Here is a 16,812-nt window from a genome sequence, read left to right on the forward strand (position 1 = left end):
CCTTGTTCAAGCGCATACTCCGTATATTTATCATTGTTCTGGTTTTGGCCCTGCTCGTCGTCGTGGTCGGCGGCATCGTCGGCTTCAACTTCCTGCGTGACAACGGCATCAAGCAGTACTTCGCATCGATGAAGCCGCCGGCAGCAACCGTTTCGACAACCATCGCCAAGCCTTCGGCCTGGACGCCGGGCGTCGAGGCGATCGGTACGGTCAAGGCCGTGCGCGGTGTCGACCTGACGGTCGAGACCACCGGTATCGTCAAGGACATCCTTTTCCATGCCAACCAGAAGGTGGCGGACAATGCGGTTCTGCTGCAGCTCGATGACGCCGTCGAGCGCGCCGATCTCGACGCACAGAAGGCTCAGGCCGCGCTCGATCAGACATCGCTTGCCCGCGCCATCGAACTGACCAGGCGTGGCGTTGGCTCCGACTCGACGCTGGACACGGCGCGTGCGGCGGCCTCGGCCTCGGCGTCTCAGGTCACCAAGCTGCAGGCCGTGCTCGAGCAGAAGCAGTTGACGGCGCCTTTCGGCGGCACGGTGGGCATTCCGAGGATCGATATCGGCCAGTATCTGGCGCCCGGCACCGCCGTGGTGACATTGCAGGATCTCGACACGATGCGGGTCGATTTCTCGGTTCCCGAACAGCAACTCGCCTTGCTCAAGATAGGCCAGACGATTCGATTGGGCTTTGGCGGTGAGGACAGGCCATTCGCAGGCGCCATTCGCGGCATCGACCCGAAGATCGACTCGTCCAGCCGGCTGGTGAACATCCGGGCGGAAGTCGCCAATCCCGATGGCAAGCTGACCCCCGGCCAGTTCGTGCAGGTGCGTGTCGAGCTGCCCGAAGAGCAGAACGTGCTGACCCTGCCGCAGACGGCGCTGACGACAAGTCTCTATGGCGACTACATCTTCGTGGTGCAGCCAGCCAAGCCCGCCGAGGCGGCGCCAGCTGCCAAGCCGGAGGAAAAACCCGCCGCGCCGGCAGCCGACAAATCGGCTGATGCCAAGCCTGCGGACACCAAGCCGGCCGATGCCATGAAGCCGGCGGCTGATGCTGCCAAGCCCACCGCCGATGCGGCAAAGCCGACTGACCAGGCTCCCGATGCGGCCAAGCCGGCGGCGGAAGGTGACAAGCCCGCGCTCGTGCTGTCGCAGGTGTTCGTCAAGCCCGGCCGCCGCAATCAAGGCATGGTCGAGATCGTCGAGGGGCTGAAGGCTGGCGACGAAGTCGTCACCGCCGGTCAGAACCGCCTCTTCAACGGCATGTCCGTCGTTGTGGACAACACCATCGACCCGACCAAATCGGCAAACAAGCAGGCCGGCCAGCAATGAGCATCTCCGATCTCTTCATTCGCCGGCCTGTTCTTTCGACGGTCCTTGGCTGCATGATCCTGCTTCTGGGTTTCCAGGGCATCTTCAACCTGTCGATCCGGCAGTATCCGAAGGTCGACGAAACGGCGATCACCATCACCACGGCCTATCCGGGCGCCAGCGCCGATCTGATCCAGGGCTTCATTTCCGCCCCGATCGCGCGCGCCGTCGCCTCGACCGAAAACATCGACTACGTCACCTCGTCCAGCCGCCCGTCCTCCAGCACCGTGACGGTGCAGATGAAGCTCGGCTCGAACCCCGACGTCGCGCTGACTGAAGTTCTGTCCAAGGTCCAGGGCGTGCGCGGCACCTTGCCGGACGCATCGAAGGACCCTGTCATCGTCAAGGGCACCGGCCAGCAGTTCGCGATGATGTACATCTCGATGCAAAATCCGAACATGACGAAGGAGCAGCTTACGGAGTATATCGAGCGCGTCATCAGGCCGCGCATGTCGACGGTCGAAGGCGTCGCCGACGTGCAGATCTTCGGCGCCCAGGAATACTCGATGCGCGTCTGGATCGATCCGGTCAAGCTTGCCGCGCGCGGCGTGACGGCCTCCGAACTGCTGACGGCGATCAACAATTCCAACTTCCTGTCGGCGCCCGGCAACACCCAGAACGAGTATGTCGTTTCCTCGATCACCGTGCGCTCGACATTGCAGACGCCGGAGGCCTTCGCCGAGCTGCCGCTGCGCTCGACTGACGGCAATGTGGTGCGGTTGCGCGACGTGGCTCGCGTCGAACTCGCCGCCGAGAACACCGACACCAGGGTCTCGTTCAACGGCAAGCCCGGCACCTTCCTCGCCATCTTCCCGACGCCGGCGGCCAATCCGCTGACCACGGCGGCGGCGCTCACCAAGCTGGTGCCACAGATTCAGGAGACACTGCCGAAGGGAATGACGATCGAGGTCGTCTACGACGCGACCGGGCAGATCAGCGCCTCGATCGAAGAGGTGTTCAAGACCATCGCCGAGGCGGTTGCCATCGTCATCGTCGTCATCCTTCTGTTTCTTGGCTCCTTCCGGTCGGTGATGATGCCGATCATCACCATCCCGTTGTCGCTGATCGGCGTCTGCTTCCTTTTGTTTGCGGTCGGCTACTCGATCAACCTGCTGTCACTGCTGGCCATGGTTCTGGCGATCGGCCTGGTCGTCGACGACGCCATCGTGGTGGTGGAGAACATCCATCGCCATATGGAAGAAGACCACATGTCGCCGATGCAGGCCGCGTTCAGCGGTATGCGCGAAATATCGTCGGCCATCGTTGCCATGACCATGACGCTGGCCGCCGTGTTCGCGCCGCTGGCCTTCACCGGCGGCCTGACCGGCGCGTTGTTCCGTGAATTCGCGGTCACGCTCGCCGGCTCGGTGGTGCTGTCGGGTGTCATTGCCATCACCATCACCCCGATGATGTCGGCACGCCTCTTGAAGTCCGGCACGCCGGGCCGTTTCCAGCGCATTGTCGACGGCACCTTCGCGCGCGTCGAGCATGTCTATGAACGGGCCGTCACCGGATCACTGAACTATCGCCCATTGACGCTGATCATCGTGCTTGCGCTTGTCGGCGTCACCGGCTTCATGTTCACCAAGACCTCAAGCGAACTGGCGCCGGAAGAAGACCAGGGCTTTCTGCTCTCGATTGTGACGGGGCCGCGTTATGCGACCTCCGATTACACCGAGACATACGTCAACCAGATCCTCGGCCTGGTGAAGGATATTCCCGAAACACGGGCGCAGTTCTCGGCCGTGGCCTTCGGCGGCACGACAAACAGCGCCTTCGTCGGCTATGCCTTCAAGGACTGGGCGGAACGTAAGCGCAATTCGAAGGAACTGCAGGCCGACATTACGGCCCGTATCGCCAAAGTGGCCGGTGTCGAGGCCTTCGTCTTTGCACCGCCGACGTTGCCGGGCTCCGGCGGCGGCCTGCCCATTTCCATGGTGGTGCGATCGACGGGCGCTTCCTCGGAGGTGTACGAGGTGGCCGAGCAGATCAAGAACAAGGCGCAGGCCTCCGGCCGCTTCATCGTCGTGCAGAATTCGATGGCCTATGACGCGCCGGAGGTGACGGTGACCATCGACCGCGACCGCGCCGCGGCGCTGAACCTGCCGATCGCCGATATCGGCCGCACGCTGACCTTGCTGGTCGGCGGCGCCGAAGTGGCGCAGTTCGACCGCGACTCCAACAGCTACGACATCATCCCGCAGGTGCCGCAAGAGTTTCGCGACAACCCCGACAAGCTCGGCGAATACTTCGTGCGCAGCGTGACGGGCGAGATGGTGCCGCTATCGGCGGTGGTCAAGATTTCGACCAATGCGGCGCCGGCGGCAATCGAGCAGTTCAACCAGCTGAATTCGTCGACGATTTCGGCGCTCCCGCTGCCCGGCGTCACCACCGGCGACGGGCTGAAGGCGCTGGAGGACATCGCCAAGGAGAGCCTGCCCGACACCTTCTTCCTCGACTATTCCGGTCAATCGCGGCAGGAAAAGGAACAGGGCAACACCATCCTGATCGCTTTCGCGGCCGCCGTGGTCGTCATCTATCTGGTGCTGGCGGCGCAGTTTGAAAGCTTCCGCGACCCGCTGATCATCATGATGGCGGTGCCACTGTCGATCTTCGGCGCGATCGTGCCGCTCAATCTGGGCCTCGGCACGCTCAACATCTACACGCAGGTCGGCCTGATCACACTGATCGGTCTGATAACCAAGCACGGCATCCTGCTGGTCGAGTTCGCCAACCAGCAGCGTGAAAAACATGGCATGCGGCGGCGCGACGCCATCATCGCCTCGGCCAAGGTGCGCCTGCGGCCGATCCTGATGACGACAGCGGCGATGGCGCTCGGCGTGGTGCCGCTGATCACGTCCAGCGGCGCTGGTGCCGCGGCCCGCTATTCGATGGGCCTGGTCATCTTCACCGGCATCCTGGTCGGCACCCTGTTCACGCTCTTCGTCGTGCCCATGTTCTACACCTTCATCGCCAGCAAGGATCTGCCTCATTTGGCGGAGAAGCCGGACCCCAAGCTGATGCCGGCACTGCCGAGCTAGGGCGGTCGAGGGAGTCCCGCCCGGAAATATGCAGGACAAATCCATGGAAGCAAAAGAAAGAGGCCGGGAATTTCCCGGCCTCTTTCTTTTGGCTGGGCTCGATACCGCCGGTTTGCGCTGTACTCAATACACCCGGTTTGCGCTGTGCTCGATACCGCAGCGTTTTCCGGCGGGAGCCTTGAACAAGGCGCGACAGCATGCTGACACGCCACCGTTCCCAGCCTGCTACTTGACGATGACGATGCTGGTGTTGGTCGCCCCGAAGGTTTCGACGAGCTGGTAGAAATCGGCGGCGTTGTCGGGGTGCAGCCGCACGCAGCCATGCGACGCCGGCTGGCCGAGGCGCTTGATCGCATAGGTCGCGTGCACCGCATAGCCGCCGCTGAAGAAGACCGAGTGCGGCATCGGGGCGTTGTCGTATTTCTTCGAGTACCACATTTCATGCATGCGGGTCGGCTTGAACGAGCCGGTCGGCGTCACATGGGCCCGGTCGCCGGTGGAGACTTTCCAGGCGAAGGTCGGCCGGCCGTCGACGGAGACTTCCATGATCTGCTGCGAAAGCGAAACGCGCGCCACGATCTTGTTGGCGGCGTGCGCCGCACCCGAGCCGGCGCCGAGCAGCAGTGCTGCACCAGTCAAGGCAGCGGCGGTGATGTTGATGAGCTTGGCGGAAATGGCGGTATGCATGATGAAGTCCCCTCTCTCTGCCGGTTAGGCCGGCTCCAATTCGATGGCCGCTTATCCCAACGTCATGTTTCGAGAGGATTTCGCAAAATGCTCGCTTCTGTTTCGAATCTGTTTCCACTGGTTAACAAACGTCCCTCTTATAAATGGGGGTGGAACACGTTCGGCAAGTCCGCCAGCCAAGACCAAGCGGCGGGAACATGAGTATCCGCCTCCAAATGAAAGCGCGAATTGGCGTCATGTGAAAGAACAGTCGTCGATATCGAAACCAACCTGCAACAAAGCGCGGCTCCAAGCGGCATGATCCGGATACGGGGTGCGAGCAAAGTTGACGCAACGAAAACAGCCGGTAACGAACATGGGAACGAAATCGAACGCGCTGTCCTGGCTTCTCAGGATCAGCATCGCGGCAGCGGTCATCGGCGGCGTCGGCACGGTTGCCGGCACCCCGCTGACAAGCCTCGGCGCGATGACATCAGGCGAGATTTCGACGCTGCATGCCGCACTGTTTTTCGCCACGGTCTGGATTGTTTCCAGCCTGCGCATCGCCCGGCTCAAGGCCCTCTGGCGGGTCGGCCTTAGGCTGACGGGTTTGCGCGGCGCCTCCGGCAACTTGCTGCCGAGAGGACCGAAGGCCCGCGCCGCGACGGAGGGCTCCGTGGGCGGCGCGGGCACTTCGGGGGTATCCTGAAGCGACCCGCAACAGGTTCATTTCTAGAGAATTGGCATTTTTGGGGAACTGCGACGATGAAAACGAAATTCGCTGCTTCGGTGCTGTCCGCACTGCTTTACGCCCAAGGCCTGCTCGGCTTTGCCGGTCTTGCCACCATGCTTCTCAGGGACCGCGCCCATGCAAGCGAACTCACCATGGGCAGTGACATGCCGGTGGGGCCATCGCTTCTGCTGGTACGCTGAGTATCAAGAGCATCGGGCCCAGAGATGGAAAATCCGATGCCCGAAAAAAGGGATTGCGCCAGTACCCGGCAGTCAGTCGGCGAATTGCCGCGGCGGATCGAACCGATAGCCGGCTCCACGTATTGTGGTGATGGTGTCGGTGTCGAGCTTGCGGCGCAGCCGCACGATGCGCGAATCGATCGAACGATCGAAGGCGTCGGCGTTTTCGGCCGGTGCCGCGGCGATGATGTCGTCACGCGTCAGCACCTTGCGCGGACTGGCCAGGAACAACCTGAGCAGCGCCACCTGGCCGGGCGAAAGCTGTTCCTCGGAGCCGGAGCGATGCATGACCATGGCCGATCTCAGATCGACGGTCGCGTTCTCCAGCACGATCAGTTCCTGGGTGCCCCTGCCGCGACGCGAAAGCAGGCCGCCGACACGGGCGGCCAGTTCACGGACATTGAGCGGGCTCTCGACGACGTCGGCCGCACCAAGCTCCAGCGCCAGCACCTTGTCGACAAGATCGGCCGGCCGGCAGATGAGGATAAAATCCGGTCCGCCCTCGCCGCCTCCTCCTTGGCCGCCATAACGTCTGAGCAGGTCCCGCCCCTCCGCCTGGCTGAGGCTGTCGCCGACGACGACGACGTCGATGCCCTTTCCCGACAGCAGCGATTCGGCCTCCCAGGGCTGACGTGCCTGATGCACGTCGTGGCCGCGCCGCTCGAGATGGTCGGCGAGTTCGGTCGCCACCACTTCGGCTACCGAAACGAGCGCAATAACGGATCGTGCGGCCATCTTTTCCAACCGTTCCCTGGCAACCCGGATATGAGTGCTGGACATGATGTTTATACCCAATCTACTTTCCACTGAAAATGGGAGCGAAAGCATCGTGCGGGCAAGAATTGTCATCGTCGAGGACGAGCCCGACCTCAGGGACGCGGTCGCAGAATATCTTGGCGCATCCGGCTATGACGTGGCCACCGCTGAAAGTGCTGCCGCGGCGCGCAGCCTCGTTGAAACGCAATCGTTTCATCTCGCCATTCTCGACATCGCCATGCCCGGCGAGGACGGCCTCTCGCTCGGCCGCTGGCTGCGTTCGAAACTGCCGATCGGCATCATCTATGCGACCGCGGCCGGCACCGCGCTCGACCGCATCGTCGGGCTGGAACTCGGTGCCGACGACTACATCGTCAAGCCCTACGAATTGCGCGAAGTGCTGGCCAGGGTGCGCAGCGTGTTGCGCCGGGTTCCCCAGCCGAGGGAGCTCCAGGACAAGAAGGCCGGGACGGATCGCCGTTCCGTTGCCTTCGGCCCCTTTCAGGCCGATCTCGACGGCAGACTGGTCACCGGCGCCAATGGCGCGGTGATCGATATGGCCAAGAGCGAGTTCGACGTGCTGGAGATTTTCCTCACCCGCGCCAACCGGCTGCTGACCCGCGCCGCTATCTCCGAGGCGATCGGTTTCACCGAAGATCCGGAATCGTCACGCGCGGTCGACATTCGCATCATGCGGCTACGCAAAAAGATCGAGGCCGATCCCGCCAATCCGAAATTCCTGCGCACGGTGCGCGGCGAGGGCTATATCTTCTCGCTGCCGGCCGGCGACGGCAACTGAGCACCGGGCCAGAAGGATTCGGTTGCTCGCCAGCCGAAATTGGCACGACTCCGAATTGGCGCGACTCCGGAATGACGGCACAAGATGATCGCTGAAGCAGCAAGCACCGATATGCAAGGGTTCAGGCAGGGCGCGGCGATGGCGGCCGTGCGCGTCGTTCGCCGGCTTCGCGAGGCCGGCGACTGGCAGCGCGAGATGGACGGCATACTGGAAACGCTCTGCCGGGCCATGGATTGCCAGCGCGGCATCCTGTTTCGCTTGCGCGAACTGCCCGGCCAGGGCTTCGCCCAATCCGTCGCCGCCTATTGGATCGACCCTCTTTTCGGCGGCGAACTGGCGTCGCCAACCGTCATCATGCAATCGATCGTCAATTCCGACCCCCTGCTGGAGCGGCTTGCCGAGGACGAACGGCAAGGCAAGATCTTCGCCGGCCATACGCGCGACCTCGAAGGCTTCCTGAGGACCGATTTCGAGAAGCAGAACATCAAATCGTTCCTCTCGGTCTCGGTCTTCGCGCATGGCCATCTCTGGGGCACGCTGGCGGTCAATGACTGCGTCAACGAGCGTGCATGGACGGACGAGGAAGAGGCGACGCTGCATATCATCGCGCTCGCCATCGGCGACGCCATCGAGCGCTCGCCCTCGGACGCCCACGCCAGCGAGGTCATTCGCCGCACCATGCTGCAGGCCTCGCTCGATGCCATCGTCGTCATCGACGAGACCGGCTCAATCATCGAATTCAATCCGGCTGCCGAGAAGATGTTCGGCTTTCAGCGCAGCGACATCCTCGGAAAGGACCTGCTCGATACGATCGTGCCGATCTACTACCGCAAGGGCTATGCTTCGGGGGCCGAATACATGTCCGGCCGCGGTGCGCCGATGGTCGGCCAACGGCTCGAGACGGTGACCCAGAACGCCGCCGGCGAAGTGTTCCCGATCGAGCTGACGGCAACCGAGATGCGGGTTGCCGACCGCCGCCTGATCTTCGGCTCCATCCGCGACCTGCGCGACAAATTGCGCGCCGAGGAGGAGATCGGCCGGCAGCGCGAGAAGCTGCACCAGAACGAGAAGATGGCGGCGATGGGTTCGTTGCTGGCCGGCGTCTCGCACGAGCTCAACAACCCGCTGGCCGTGGTGGTGGCGCAATCGACGCTGCTGCACGAATTCGCTTCCGACCCGCAGACCAAGGTGCGCGCCGAGAAAGTCCGTGCGGCCGCCGAGCGCTGCGGCCGCATCGTCAAGAGCTTCCTGTCGATGGTCCGCCTCCATCCCGCGGCACAAGCCGAAACCGACCTCAACCAGGTGATCCGGTCGGCACTCGAAGTGACCGCCTATGGCGCGCGCTCGAGCGGCATCACCATCGACACCGATTTCGCCGCCGGCCCGCTGCTGGCCATGGCCGACGCCGACCATGTGACGCAGGTGGCGGCCAATTTCCTCATCAACAGCCAGCACGCTTTGGCCGGCATTGCCGGCGACCGGCTGATCAAGGTGCGGACGTTCCGCAGCGACCGCGGTCATCCCTGCTTCTCGGTCGAGGACAATGGGCCCGGCGTGCCGGAAACGATCCGCGGCCGCATCTTCGAATCCTATTTCACCACCAAGCCGGTCGGTGTCGGCACCGGCATCGGCCTGTCGATCTCGAAATCGATCATCGAGCGGCACAATGGCAATGTCTGGTTCGAGGAAGTGCTCCCGAGAGGCGCGCGCTTCGTCGTCCAGCTGCCGGCCATCGTGGCCGGCCTCGCCACCGCCGGCGACAACCAGCCGCGATCGAGCGGCCTGCGCCACGCCTTGATCATCGACGACGAGCCGGATGTCGCCGGCTCGCTCTCCGACATTCTCGAACTGATGGGCATCAAGTCACGGATCGTTCCTGTCTGGGAAACGGGCGCCGCCACTTTGAGCGGCCACATGCCGCCGGACATCGTCTTTTCGGACCTGCGCATGCCCGGCGTTAGCGGCATATCGATCTATCGCGAGTTGCTCGCCGAAAAGCCTGATCTGGCACGGCGTTTCGTGCTGGTCACAGGCGACCTGATCGGTGCGAAAGCCGAAATCGAGGCCCTGCCGGCACAGCAGCGGCCGCAGATCCTGGAAAAGCCGTTCAGCACACTGGACGTGCGCAGCGTGCTGTCCGCCATTGCCGAACAGGCGGTCTTGAAAGGATAAAAAAGAGGCCCCCGGGGGCGGGGGCCGAAGAAGAGCGCGCCGGAGGGAGCGCTCGGGGAGTCTAGAGCATGATCCCAAAGCGGGAACGGTTTCGGATCATGCTTCGACAAAATCAAAAAATATTCGGCGTGTCGGCCAAGGGCGCGGCATAGGCGATCATGCGGATGGCGCGGTTCTTGTGTGTTCCGGACTGTTCGGCGATGGCGCGCAGGCAATCGATACTCTCGGCACCCCATGCCTGGCCCTTGCAGGCGAAGTCGGTCACCGGCACCGGCAGACGCGCGGTCCTGGTCGTCGTCTGCGCGCCGTCGATGAGTTTGGACGGCGGATTCAACGAAGCGAAGGCCGGCCCGATTGTCGGCGTGAACGCCATGCCGACGAAGGCGCAAGCAGCCAGCACCATGAACATCGCCATGGGGTGGTCGCTGGCCCGCTGGCGCAGCGCCAGTTTCGGACGGCGGTCATTGCGTTCTGGAGCCTGAAGGCGGCTCTCGCCGCGGATCGTCTGGATTTTCGCATGCATTGCCTTCCCCTTCGCTGAGTTTCTTTTGGCGGTGAAATGAACTTATCCGCACTTTGTAACGACGATGGGGTGGCGAAGGACTGGCACTGTAACGAGTTCGAAACAGCATTCGGGCGAAGTCGGGCAAAATCGGGCATAGCTTCGACGGCGCTCGGGCTCGAGGCGCAACCTGACCGATCTTGCCAAACAGTTTTTCGAAAAGACCAGGCTCAGGCCGGAGCTTGAAGCTCGGCAATGATCTTGTGCGCGGCGATACGCCCGGCAATAATAGCGCCCTCGACATACCCCGGAAACGACGGCGAGAGTTCTGAACAGGCGAGATACACCGGGGGTGCGCCGGCAAGGATCGTTCGCTCGGCATCTCTTGCTGTCACGTCGACAACAAGATCGCTGTACGCGCCGCCGCTCCAGCGATCTCCTACCCAGTCACGCAAACTGAAATCGATGACGTCGCCGGCACTCGGGCCAAGGGCTGCCTCCAACCGGCCGGTCACCTCCGCACGCAGTTCCGGCTCGCCGAGGTCGCGCCAGCGCAGCGCGAGCGGCCCGCCGACGAACACGACGAGCGCGGCATGCTCGACATCCTTGCCGGCGTCGCAGGCAAACAGTCCCGGCGGATCGAGCCACATCACCATGCCGTTCAAATCCCGCCCGCGCCAAAACGGTTTGGCATAGCGCACCAGGATCTTGATAGCCGCGCCGCTTTTCCAGGCGCCGAGCGCCCGCCCCAGTCCAGCCGGCAAGGCAGGGACAAAGGCGAGCTCCGTCACCGTCGCCGGGGGGACGGCAACCAGAACCGCGCGCGCCGCGATGGCACTCCCGGCCGAAACGACAAGAACACCTTGCGAACTGTGCTCGATGCGCGTGACGGGCTCGCTGAGCCGCAACCGATCGCCAAGGTCGCGGGCCAGATCGTCGGCCAGCGAATGCATGGTTTCGCGCACGAAATATTGCAGCTCCGGCACCTCGTTGGTGACGCGTCGGTCATTGTCGATCAGATACCAGAGAGGAATCTGATCCAGCGCCATGCACCAGAGACCTTCGATCATCGAACGGAAGACGGCCCTGGCATCGGCGGAATCGCGCTGGCGGGCAAGCCAGTCGGCAACGGCCAGTCCGGCAATCGAGACGTCGTCCGGATCGATCCCGTTCATGCGCTCGCGGATTGCCATTGCCGCGTCATAGATCCGCTCTGCTCTCTGTACGGACATCGTCGGCTGGGTAATGAAATCGCCATCGACATAGGTTTCAACCAGCGTCTTGCCGCGTGCTTCGACCAGGGCCATCAATTCCGGCATGTCCTCGCACAGGAACTGGCCGCCACTATCGATCCGTTCGCCAAGTCCGTTCAGTCGGGACTCGACGCGTCCGCCAACGCGGTCGCGTGCTTCGAGCAGGATGAAATCGATGCCGGCCTTCTTCATCTCGAGCGCCGCCGACAGGCCTGTGAAACCCGCACCGACGATGACGACATCGGTTCGCTCGAATTCGCCGCCCTCATCCGTGAAGGTCTTCAGCATTGCCGGCTATCCACCCAGTCGCATCCGGCTTCCACAGACGAAGTATGTCCTTGTCGACATATGCCGGCGGGCCGCACACGCCATGCCGCAGGCTTGTCTCTAACCTATCGTTTTCTCGAGCATATTGAGCCAGTTGCGATAGGCGATTTTTTCGATCAGTGCGCGGCCGAAACCGCGTGCCGCCAATGCATCGATCAGCTTCGGCAGGCCGGCGACATCCCCGATGACGGCCGGGATCATGGCGCCGTCGAAATCGGAGCCAAGACCAACGCCATCCTCACCCAGCGCCTGCAGCAGCGAATCGATATGCCGCACCATGATATCGAGGCTGGTGTCGGCATTCATGCGACCGTCCTCGCGCAGGAAGCCTGTTGCGAAGTTCAGCCCGACCATGCCGCCGGTTTCGCGGATCGCGCCGAGCTGCCAGTCGGTCAAGTTGCGCGAATGGCCGCAGATCGCGTGCACGTTGGAATGGGTCGCGACCAGCGGCGCATCGCTGAGCGCCGCGACATCGCGAAAGCCCTTCTCGTTGAGATGCGACAGGTCGATCATGATCTTCAACTGGTTGCATGCCTTGACCAGCGCCTTGCCGGCATCGGTCAGGCCGGGTCCGGTGTCGGGCGAGGACGGGAAGCGGAACGGCACGCCGTGGCCGAAGGCGTTCGGACGGCTCCAGACGATGCCGAGCGAGCGCAGGCCGGCTTCATGCAGCACGTCGAGCAGGGTGAGCTCGGGATCGATCGCCTCGACCCCTTCGATGTGGAACACCGCGGCGATCGAACCTTGCGCCATGGCATTGCGCACATCGCCGGCGCTGCGGCAGACGGTGAGCGCTCCGGCCCGTTCCAGCCTGAACAGGATCGAGGCCATGGCGATCGTCGAGGTCAGCGCCTCATTGCGCGGAACCTCGGGCGGCAGCGGTTCGGCGACGCTCGGCGCCAGGGGCACGGCGCCGCGCCTGGATTTCTCGACAGGCGGCGGAAAGATGGCGAACATGCCCCCGGCGAAGCCGCCGGCTTTCGCGCGTGGCAGGTCGATATGGCCGCCCGATTTCCCCTCGATGAACAGTTTTTCGACGTCCGTGTCTTTCGACTGATAGAGTCTGAGCAACGTATCGTTGTGGCCGTCGAAGACGGGAACGAGATCGGTTTCGGTCATTGGGGGATCATTCGGTTCGTTTGTCGGCGCGGCGGCTAGGATATATCCTATCTACTTAGGCAGGATGCGCCACCCGCGCAAATGCCAAAGCCGCCCCGGCAGGATGGCAGCCGCTTGCCGCGCCGTTTCCAAGCAACGAAATCCCTACCGCTTCAGCACGTCGGCCCATTCCTGATGGCGGCGGAACTGGGCGTTGGCGAACGGGCAGAGCGGGATGATCTTCTTGCCTGCCGCACGCGCATCCTCGACGGCGCGGGTGACGAGCCGAAGCCCGGCACCCTGGCCGCGAAAGACGTCCGGCACTTCGGTGTGGTCGATGATGATCTGGTGCTCACCGATCTTGGTGAAGGTCATCTCGGCCTCGGCGCCATCGGGTCCACGCAGGACATAGCGGCCCTTGGAACCGCGATCCTCAAGTTCGATCTCAGGCAGTTGTTCAGGCATCGCTATGCTCCTTGGGCAGCATCGGCAAAGAACCGCCGTGCCGCCTCGATCTCGTTTGGCCGCACCTCGTGCCCGCCATCGTGCCATTCCACTGTGACATCGGCGCCGTCGGCACGCAAATAGGCCTCGAGCCGCGTGGTCAGGTTCGGCGGACAGATCGGGTCGCGCTTGCCGGCGGTCATCAGGATATGGCGGCCGGCGAGGCTGCCCTTGACCTGCGGCTCGAACGGGATCAGCGGATGCATCAGCACCGACGCGTCGAACAGCGCCGGAACCGCGAACACCACCGAGGCCAGGACATTGGCGCCGTTGGAATAGCCGAGACCCAGCACGGCCGATGGCTTCGCTGCTTCTACATGGGCCTTGACGAAGCCCGCCATCTTATCCGTCGCCCGCGCCAGATCGTCCATATCGTAGACGCCCTCGCCGGTGCGGCGAAAGAAGCGCGCGGCACCCTGTTCCAACACATCACCGCGCGGCGAGATGATGGTTGCCTGGGGCGCGAGATCGCGCCCCAGCGACAGAAGCTGGTTCTCATCGGCCCCAGTGCCGTGGAAGACGAACAGCAATGGACCGCCCGGCGAACCGGGCAGCAGCTTGTGGATGTAAGCGTCCTTGCTCATGACCTCAGCCTTCCAGGCTCTGCAGATGCTGTTCAAGATACGGCCGCAGGTGCTGATGCTGCGACGGCAGCTTCAGCGCTTCGCCCAGATGAGCGGTATCCTCGTCGCGATCGAAACCCGGCTCGTTGGTGGCGACTTCGAACAGCACGCCACCCGGTGTGCGGAAATAGATCGCCCAGAAGTAGTCGCGATCGATCACCGGCGTCACCCCATAGCCCGTGTCCATCAACGCCTTGCGCACCTCGAGCTGCCTGGCGCGGTTCTCGACCGCGAAGGCGACGTGATGGACGGAGCCGGCACCGAGATCGGCGAAGGCCGTGCTCGGCAGCGATTCGATGTCGATAACATCGGCGCCATTGCCGTTCTTCACCGCCAGCCGCCTGAGATTGCCGGACTTGTCGACTTCCTCATAGCCCATGAACTTCAGCAGCTCCTCAGTGGCGCCGCCATCCTTCAGCCTGAGCGATACCGAATGGAAACCGCGGATCGCCTGGTCGACCGGAACACCGCCTTTCGCCCAGGGCGCTCTGCCGTCGCCCTTGCCCTCGACCAGCGCGAAGCCGTCACCATCCGGTCCGGCAAAAGTCAGGCGCTTCTCGCCGAAGGTCTCTTCGCGCGAGAGGCCGGTGACGCCCTCATCGGCAAAACGTTTTTCCCAATAGGCAAGCGTGCCTTCCGGCACCGAGTAGACGGTGGTTCCGACTTCGCCGACGCCATGCCGGCCCTTGCCGATGTCGGGGAAAGGGAAATAGGTCATCACCGAACCCGGCGTGCCGGTCTCATTGCCATAATAGAGATGATAGACGTCGGGCGCGTCGAAATTGACAGTCTTCTTGACCCGGCGCTGGCCGAGTTTCCTGGTGAAGAAATCGTTGTTCTGGCGGGCATCCCTGGCCATCGACGTGACGTGATGCAGGCCCTTGATCTGGTCGAGCATTGTCTTGCTCCTTCCCTTGGTACTTGTGCGGCCCTCGCCGCTGTCCATGCCAATATGAGGACCCGAGCAGTTTACGCAAAGGCGGCAAACACAGAATGGACTGTGTCGCAAAAGTGAACGATGGAACAGAGTTCGTTCACCAATTGGCTCGCAGAGTCGGGCTTGCGCCGTGGCCAGAATTCGTTTCCATGAACGGCATTCGACATTCCGGGACAAAGGTATCGTGAGTGACTGGAAAAGCCAGGCGGCCCAACATTCTCCTGATCACATGCGATCAGTGGCGTGGCGATTGTCTGTCCGCAGCCGGTCATCCGGTTGTGCAGACGCCGAACGCCGACGCACTGGCCGGGGAGGGTGTGCTGTTCAAGCGGCACTATGGCGGCGCGGCGCCCTGCTCGCCCGCCCGCGCCTGCCTCTACACCGGTCTCTACCAGATGAACAACCGCGTCTGCCGCAACGGCACGCCGCTCGACGCGCGCCACGGCAACATCGCGCTCTCGGCTCGGGCCTTGGGCTATGATCCGACGCTGTTCGGCTACACCGACGTCTCGCTCGATCCGCGCCTGCTGGCCCCGGGCGATCCGCGGCTGCAAAGCTATGAAGGCGTGCTGCCCGGCTTTACGGTGCGCCAGTTGCTGCCGGAGCACCAGAAGCAATGGCTATCCTGGCTGGAGCTGCAAGGTGTCGACGCCAGCGCCGGCTCCCCCGACATCCACCGTCCGCTGGCCGACGGCGCCGGGACCACCATCAGCAACGCGCCGCCCGTCTACCGCGGGCAACAAACCCCGGCGGCCTTCCTGACCGGCGAATTCACGCGTTGGCTTGGCGAACAGGAGCACGCCGCGCCGTGGTTCGCGCATCTTTCCTTCATCAGCCCGCACCCGCCCTTCATTGCCCCGGAGCCCTACAATACAATGTACGATCCGGCTGACGGCCCGGCCTTCCGGCGCGCGGCAAGCTGGCAGGAAGAGGCGGAAAACCATCCCTATCTAGCCTATGATCTCGGCCGGCAGAAACAGATAAAATTCCGGCCCGAAGCCAGAGACAAGGTGCACGACTGGAGCGAAGACGATTTTCGCCGCATCCGCGCGATCTATTACGGCATGATTTCCGAGGTCGACGCGCAGCTCGGCCGCGTCTGGCAAGCACTTAAGGCCGCGGGCGCGTGGGACGACACCATCATCGTGCTCACCTCGGACCATGCCGAGATGATGGGCGACCATTTCATGCTGGGCAAGGGCGGCTATTTCGACGGCAGCTACCACATTCCGCTGATTGTCCGCGATCCGCGCCACGGCAAGGCTGCCGGCGGCCGTGTCGACAGCTTCACCGAAGCGGTCGACATTTTGCCGACCCTTCTCGACCTACTCGGCGAAAAGCCCGCGCCGCATCTCGACGGCGCCTCGCTGAAGCCGTTCCTGAGCGGAGAAACCCCTGCGGCGTGGCGCGATGCCGCGCATTGGGAGTTTGACTTCCGCTCGATTGCCGCGGGCGAGGCCGAAAACCATTTCGGCATCGCCGCACGTCAATGCAACCTCGCCGTTATCCGCACGGAACATTTCAAGTATGTGCATTTCGGCGGCAACCTGCCGCCGCTGCTGTTCGATCTGGAAAACGATCCGGGCGAGCTGGACAATCTCGCGGCCGACCCCAGTCATCTCACCGTGCGCCTGGAATTCGCCGAACGGCTGCTCGCCTGGCGGGCCGAACATCTCGACCAGTCGTTGGCACTGGCCGAATTGACCGAGAACGGCCTAGTCGGCCATGCCGCTGGCCTGCCACCTGGCCACACATAAATAAAGCCCGCGCCGTTGCCAGCGCGGGCTTC

15 protein-coding genes are annotated in these 16,812 nt (G+C 63.3%); 7 read left to right on the forward strand and 8 right to left on the reverse strand.

Translation table 11 applies throughout. The features are described 5' to 3' along the window. Positions 1 to 2 precede the first annotated feature (2 nt). Together NKI66_RS00190 and NKI66_RS00195 are read left to right on the forward strand one after the other, a co-directional pair. Positions 3 to 1,334, forward strand: coding sequence for an efflux RND transporter periplasmic adaptor subunit (locus NKI66_RS00190; RefSeq protein WP_128305042.1), 1,332 nt, complete (start codon positions 3 to 5; stop codon positions 1,332 to 1,334). Beyond that, positions 1,331 to 4,414, forward strand: a complete 3,084-nt coding sequence (locus NKI66_RS00195) for an efflux RND transporter permease subunit (RefSeq protein ID WP_023811019.1) — start codon at positions 1,331 to 1,333, stop codon at positions 4,412 to 4,414. Before NKI66_RS00190 ends, NKI66_RS00195 begins: the two co-directional genes overlap by 4 nt. A 225-nt stretch (positions 4,415 to 4,639) precedes the next feature. On the opposite strand, the gene NKI66_RS00200 is transcribed toward NKI66_RS00195, so the two are convergent. Next, positions 4,640 to 5,101, reverse strand: a complete 462-nt coding sequence (locus NKI66_RS00200) for a L,D-transpeptidase (protein WP_023811018.1) — start codon at positions 5,099 to 5,101, stop codon at positions 4,640 to 4,642. A 355-nt stretch (positions 5,102 to 5,456) separates the two neighbouring features. On the opposite strand from NKI66_RS00200, the gene NKI66_RS00205 reads away from it, so the two are divergent. Both NKI66_RS00205 and NKI66_RS00210 read left to right on the forward strand, forming a co-directional pair. Beyond that, the gene (locus tag NKI66_RS00205) at positions 5,457 to 5,789 is read left to right on the forward strand and encodes a hypothetical protein (protein WP_352750498.1); all 333 of its coding nucleotides are present in this window, start codon (positions 5,457 to 5,459) and stop codon (positions 5,787 to 5,789) included. Positions 5,790 to 5,845: 56 nt separating this feature from the next. Next, entirely contained in the window at positions 5,846 to 6,013 is a 168-nt protein-coding gene (locus tag NKI66_RS00210; RefSeq protein WP_023811016.1) for a hypothetical protein, read from the forward strand. 72 nt (positions 6,014 to 6,085) lie between these two features. On the opposite strand, the gene NKI66_RS00215 is transcribed toward NKI66_RS00210, so the two are convergent. Beyond that, positions 6,086 to 6,787, reverse strand: coding sequence for a response regulator transcription factor (locus tag NKI66_RS00215; protein WP_127271440.1), 702 nt, complete (start codon positions 6,785 to 6,787; stop codon positions 6,086 to 6,088). A gap of 46 nt (positions 6,788 to 6,833) precedes the next feature. Between NKI66_RS00215 and NKI66_RS00220 the strand changes: the two genes are divergently transcribed. Together NKI66_RS00220 and NKI66_RS00225 are read left to right on the forward strand one after the other, a co-directional pair. Beyond that, positions 6,834 to 7,607 carry a response regulator gene (locus NKI66_RS00220; RefSeq protein ID WP_352750713.1) on the forward strand — a complete coding sequence of 258 codons (774 nt, stop codon included), beginning with the start codon at positions 6,834 to 6,836 and terminating at the stop codon, positions 7,605 to 7,607. An 84-nt stretch (positions 7,608 to 7,691) separates the two neighbouring features. Continuing rightward, positions 7,692 to 9,779 carry an ATP-binding protein gene (locus tag NKI66_RS00225; RefSeq protein WP_352733900.1) on the forward strand — a complete coding sequence of 696 codons (2,088 nt, stop codon included), beginning with the start codon at positions 7,692 to 7,694 and terminating at the stop codon, positions 9,777 to 9,779. Positions 9,780 to 9,891: 112 nt separating this feature from the next. Here NKI66_RS00225 and NKI66_RS00230 read toward each other — a convergent pair whose 3' ends face one another. The 6 genes from NKI66_RS00230 to NKI66_RS00255 all read right to left on the reverse strand — a co-directional run bounded on the left by NKI66_RS00230 (position 9,892) and on the right by NKI66_RS00255 (position 14,984). Next, the gene (locus NKI66_RS00230) at positions 9,892 to 10,302 is read right to left on the reverse strand and encodes a hypothetical protein (RefSeq protein ID WP_352750499.1); all 411 of its coding nucleotides are present in this window, start codon (positions 10,300 to 10,302) and stop codon (positions 9,892 to 9,894) included. Between the two features lie 209 nt (positions 10,303 to 10,511). After that, the gene (locus NKI66_RS00235; protein WP_352677419.1) at positions 10,512 to 11,822 is read right to left on the reverse strand and encodes a flavin monoamine oxidase family protein; all 1,311 of its coding nucleotides are present in this window, start codon (positions 11,820 to 11,822) and stop codon (positions 10,512 to 10,514) included. 99 nt (positions 11,823 to 11,921) lie between these two features. Then, positions 11,922 to 12,980 carry a dipeptidase gene (locus NKI66_RS00240; protein WP_352722430.1) on the reverse strand — a complete coding sequence of 353 codons (1,059 nt, stop codon included), beginning with the start codon at positions 12,978 to 12,980 and terminating at the stop codon, positions 11,922 to 11,924. Between the two features lie 144 nt (positions 12,981 to 13,124). After that, positions 13,125 to 13,424: a GNAT family N-acetyltransferase gene (locus NKI66_RS00245; protein ID WP_023811010.1), complete on the reverse strand. Its 300-nt coding sequence runs from the start codon at positions 13,422 to 13,424 to the stop codon at positions 13,125 to 13,127. 2 nt (positions 13,425 to 13,426) lie between these two features. Beyond that, positions 13,427 to 14,047, reverse strand: a complete 621-nt coding sequence (locus tag NKI66_RS00250; protein WP_023811009.1) for an alpha/beta hydrolase — start codon at positions 14,045 to 14,047, stop codon at positions 13,427 to 13,429. Positions 14,048 to 14,051: 4 nt separating this feature from the next. Continuing rightward, on the reverse strand, positions 14,052 to 14,984 hold the full coding sequence (locus NKI66_RS00255) for a VOC family protein (protein ID WP_023811008.1): 933 nt from the start codon (positions 14,982 to 14,984) through the stop codon (positions 14,052 to 14,054). Positions 14,985 to 15,211: 227 nt separating this feature from the next. Between NKI66_RS00255 and NKI66_RS00260 the strand changes: the two genes are divergently transcribed. Continuing rightward, positions 15,212 to 16,780, forward strand: a complete 1,569-nt coding sequence (locus NKI66_RS00260; RefSeq protein ID WP_352750501.1) for an alkaline phosphatase family protein — start codon at positions 15,212 to 15,214, stop codon at positions 16,778 to 16,780. Positions 16,781 to 16,812 lie beyond the last annotated feature (32 nt).

Source organism: Mesorhizobium sp. M0518, from assembly GCF_040321125.1.
Lineage (GTDB): Bacteria > Pseudomonadota > Alphaproteobacteria > Rhizobiales > Rhizobiaceae > Mesorhizobium.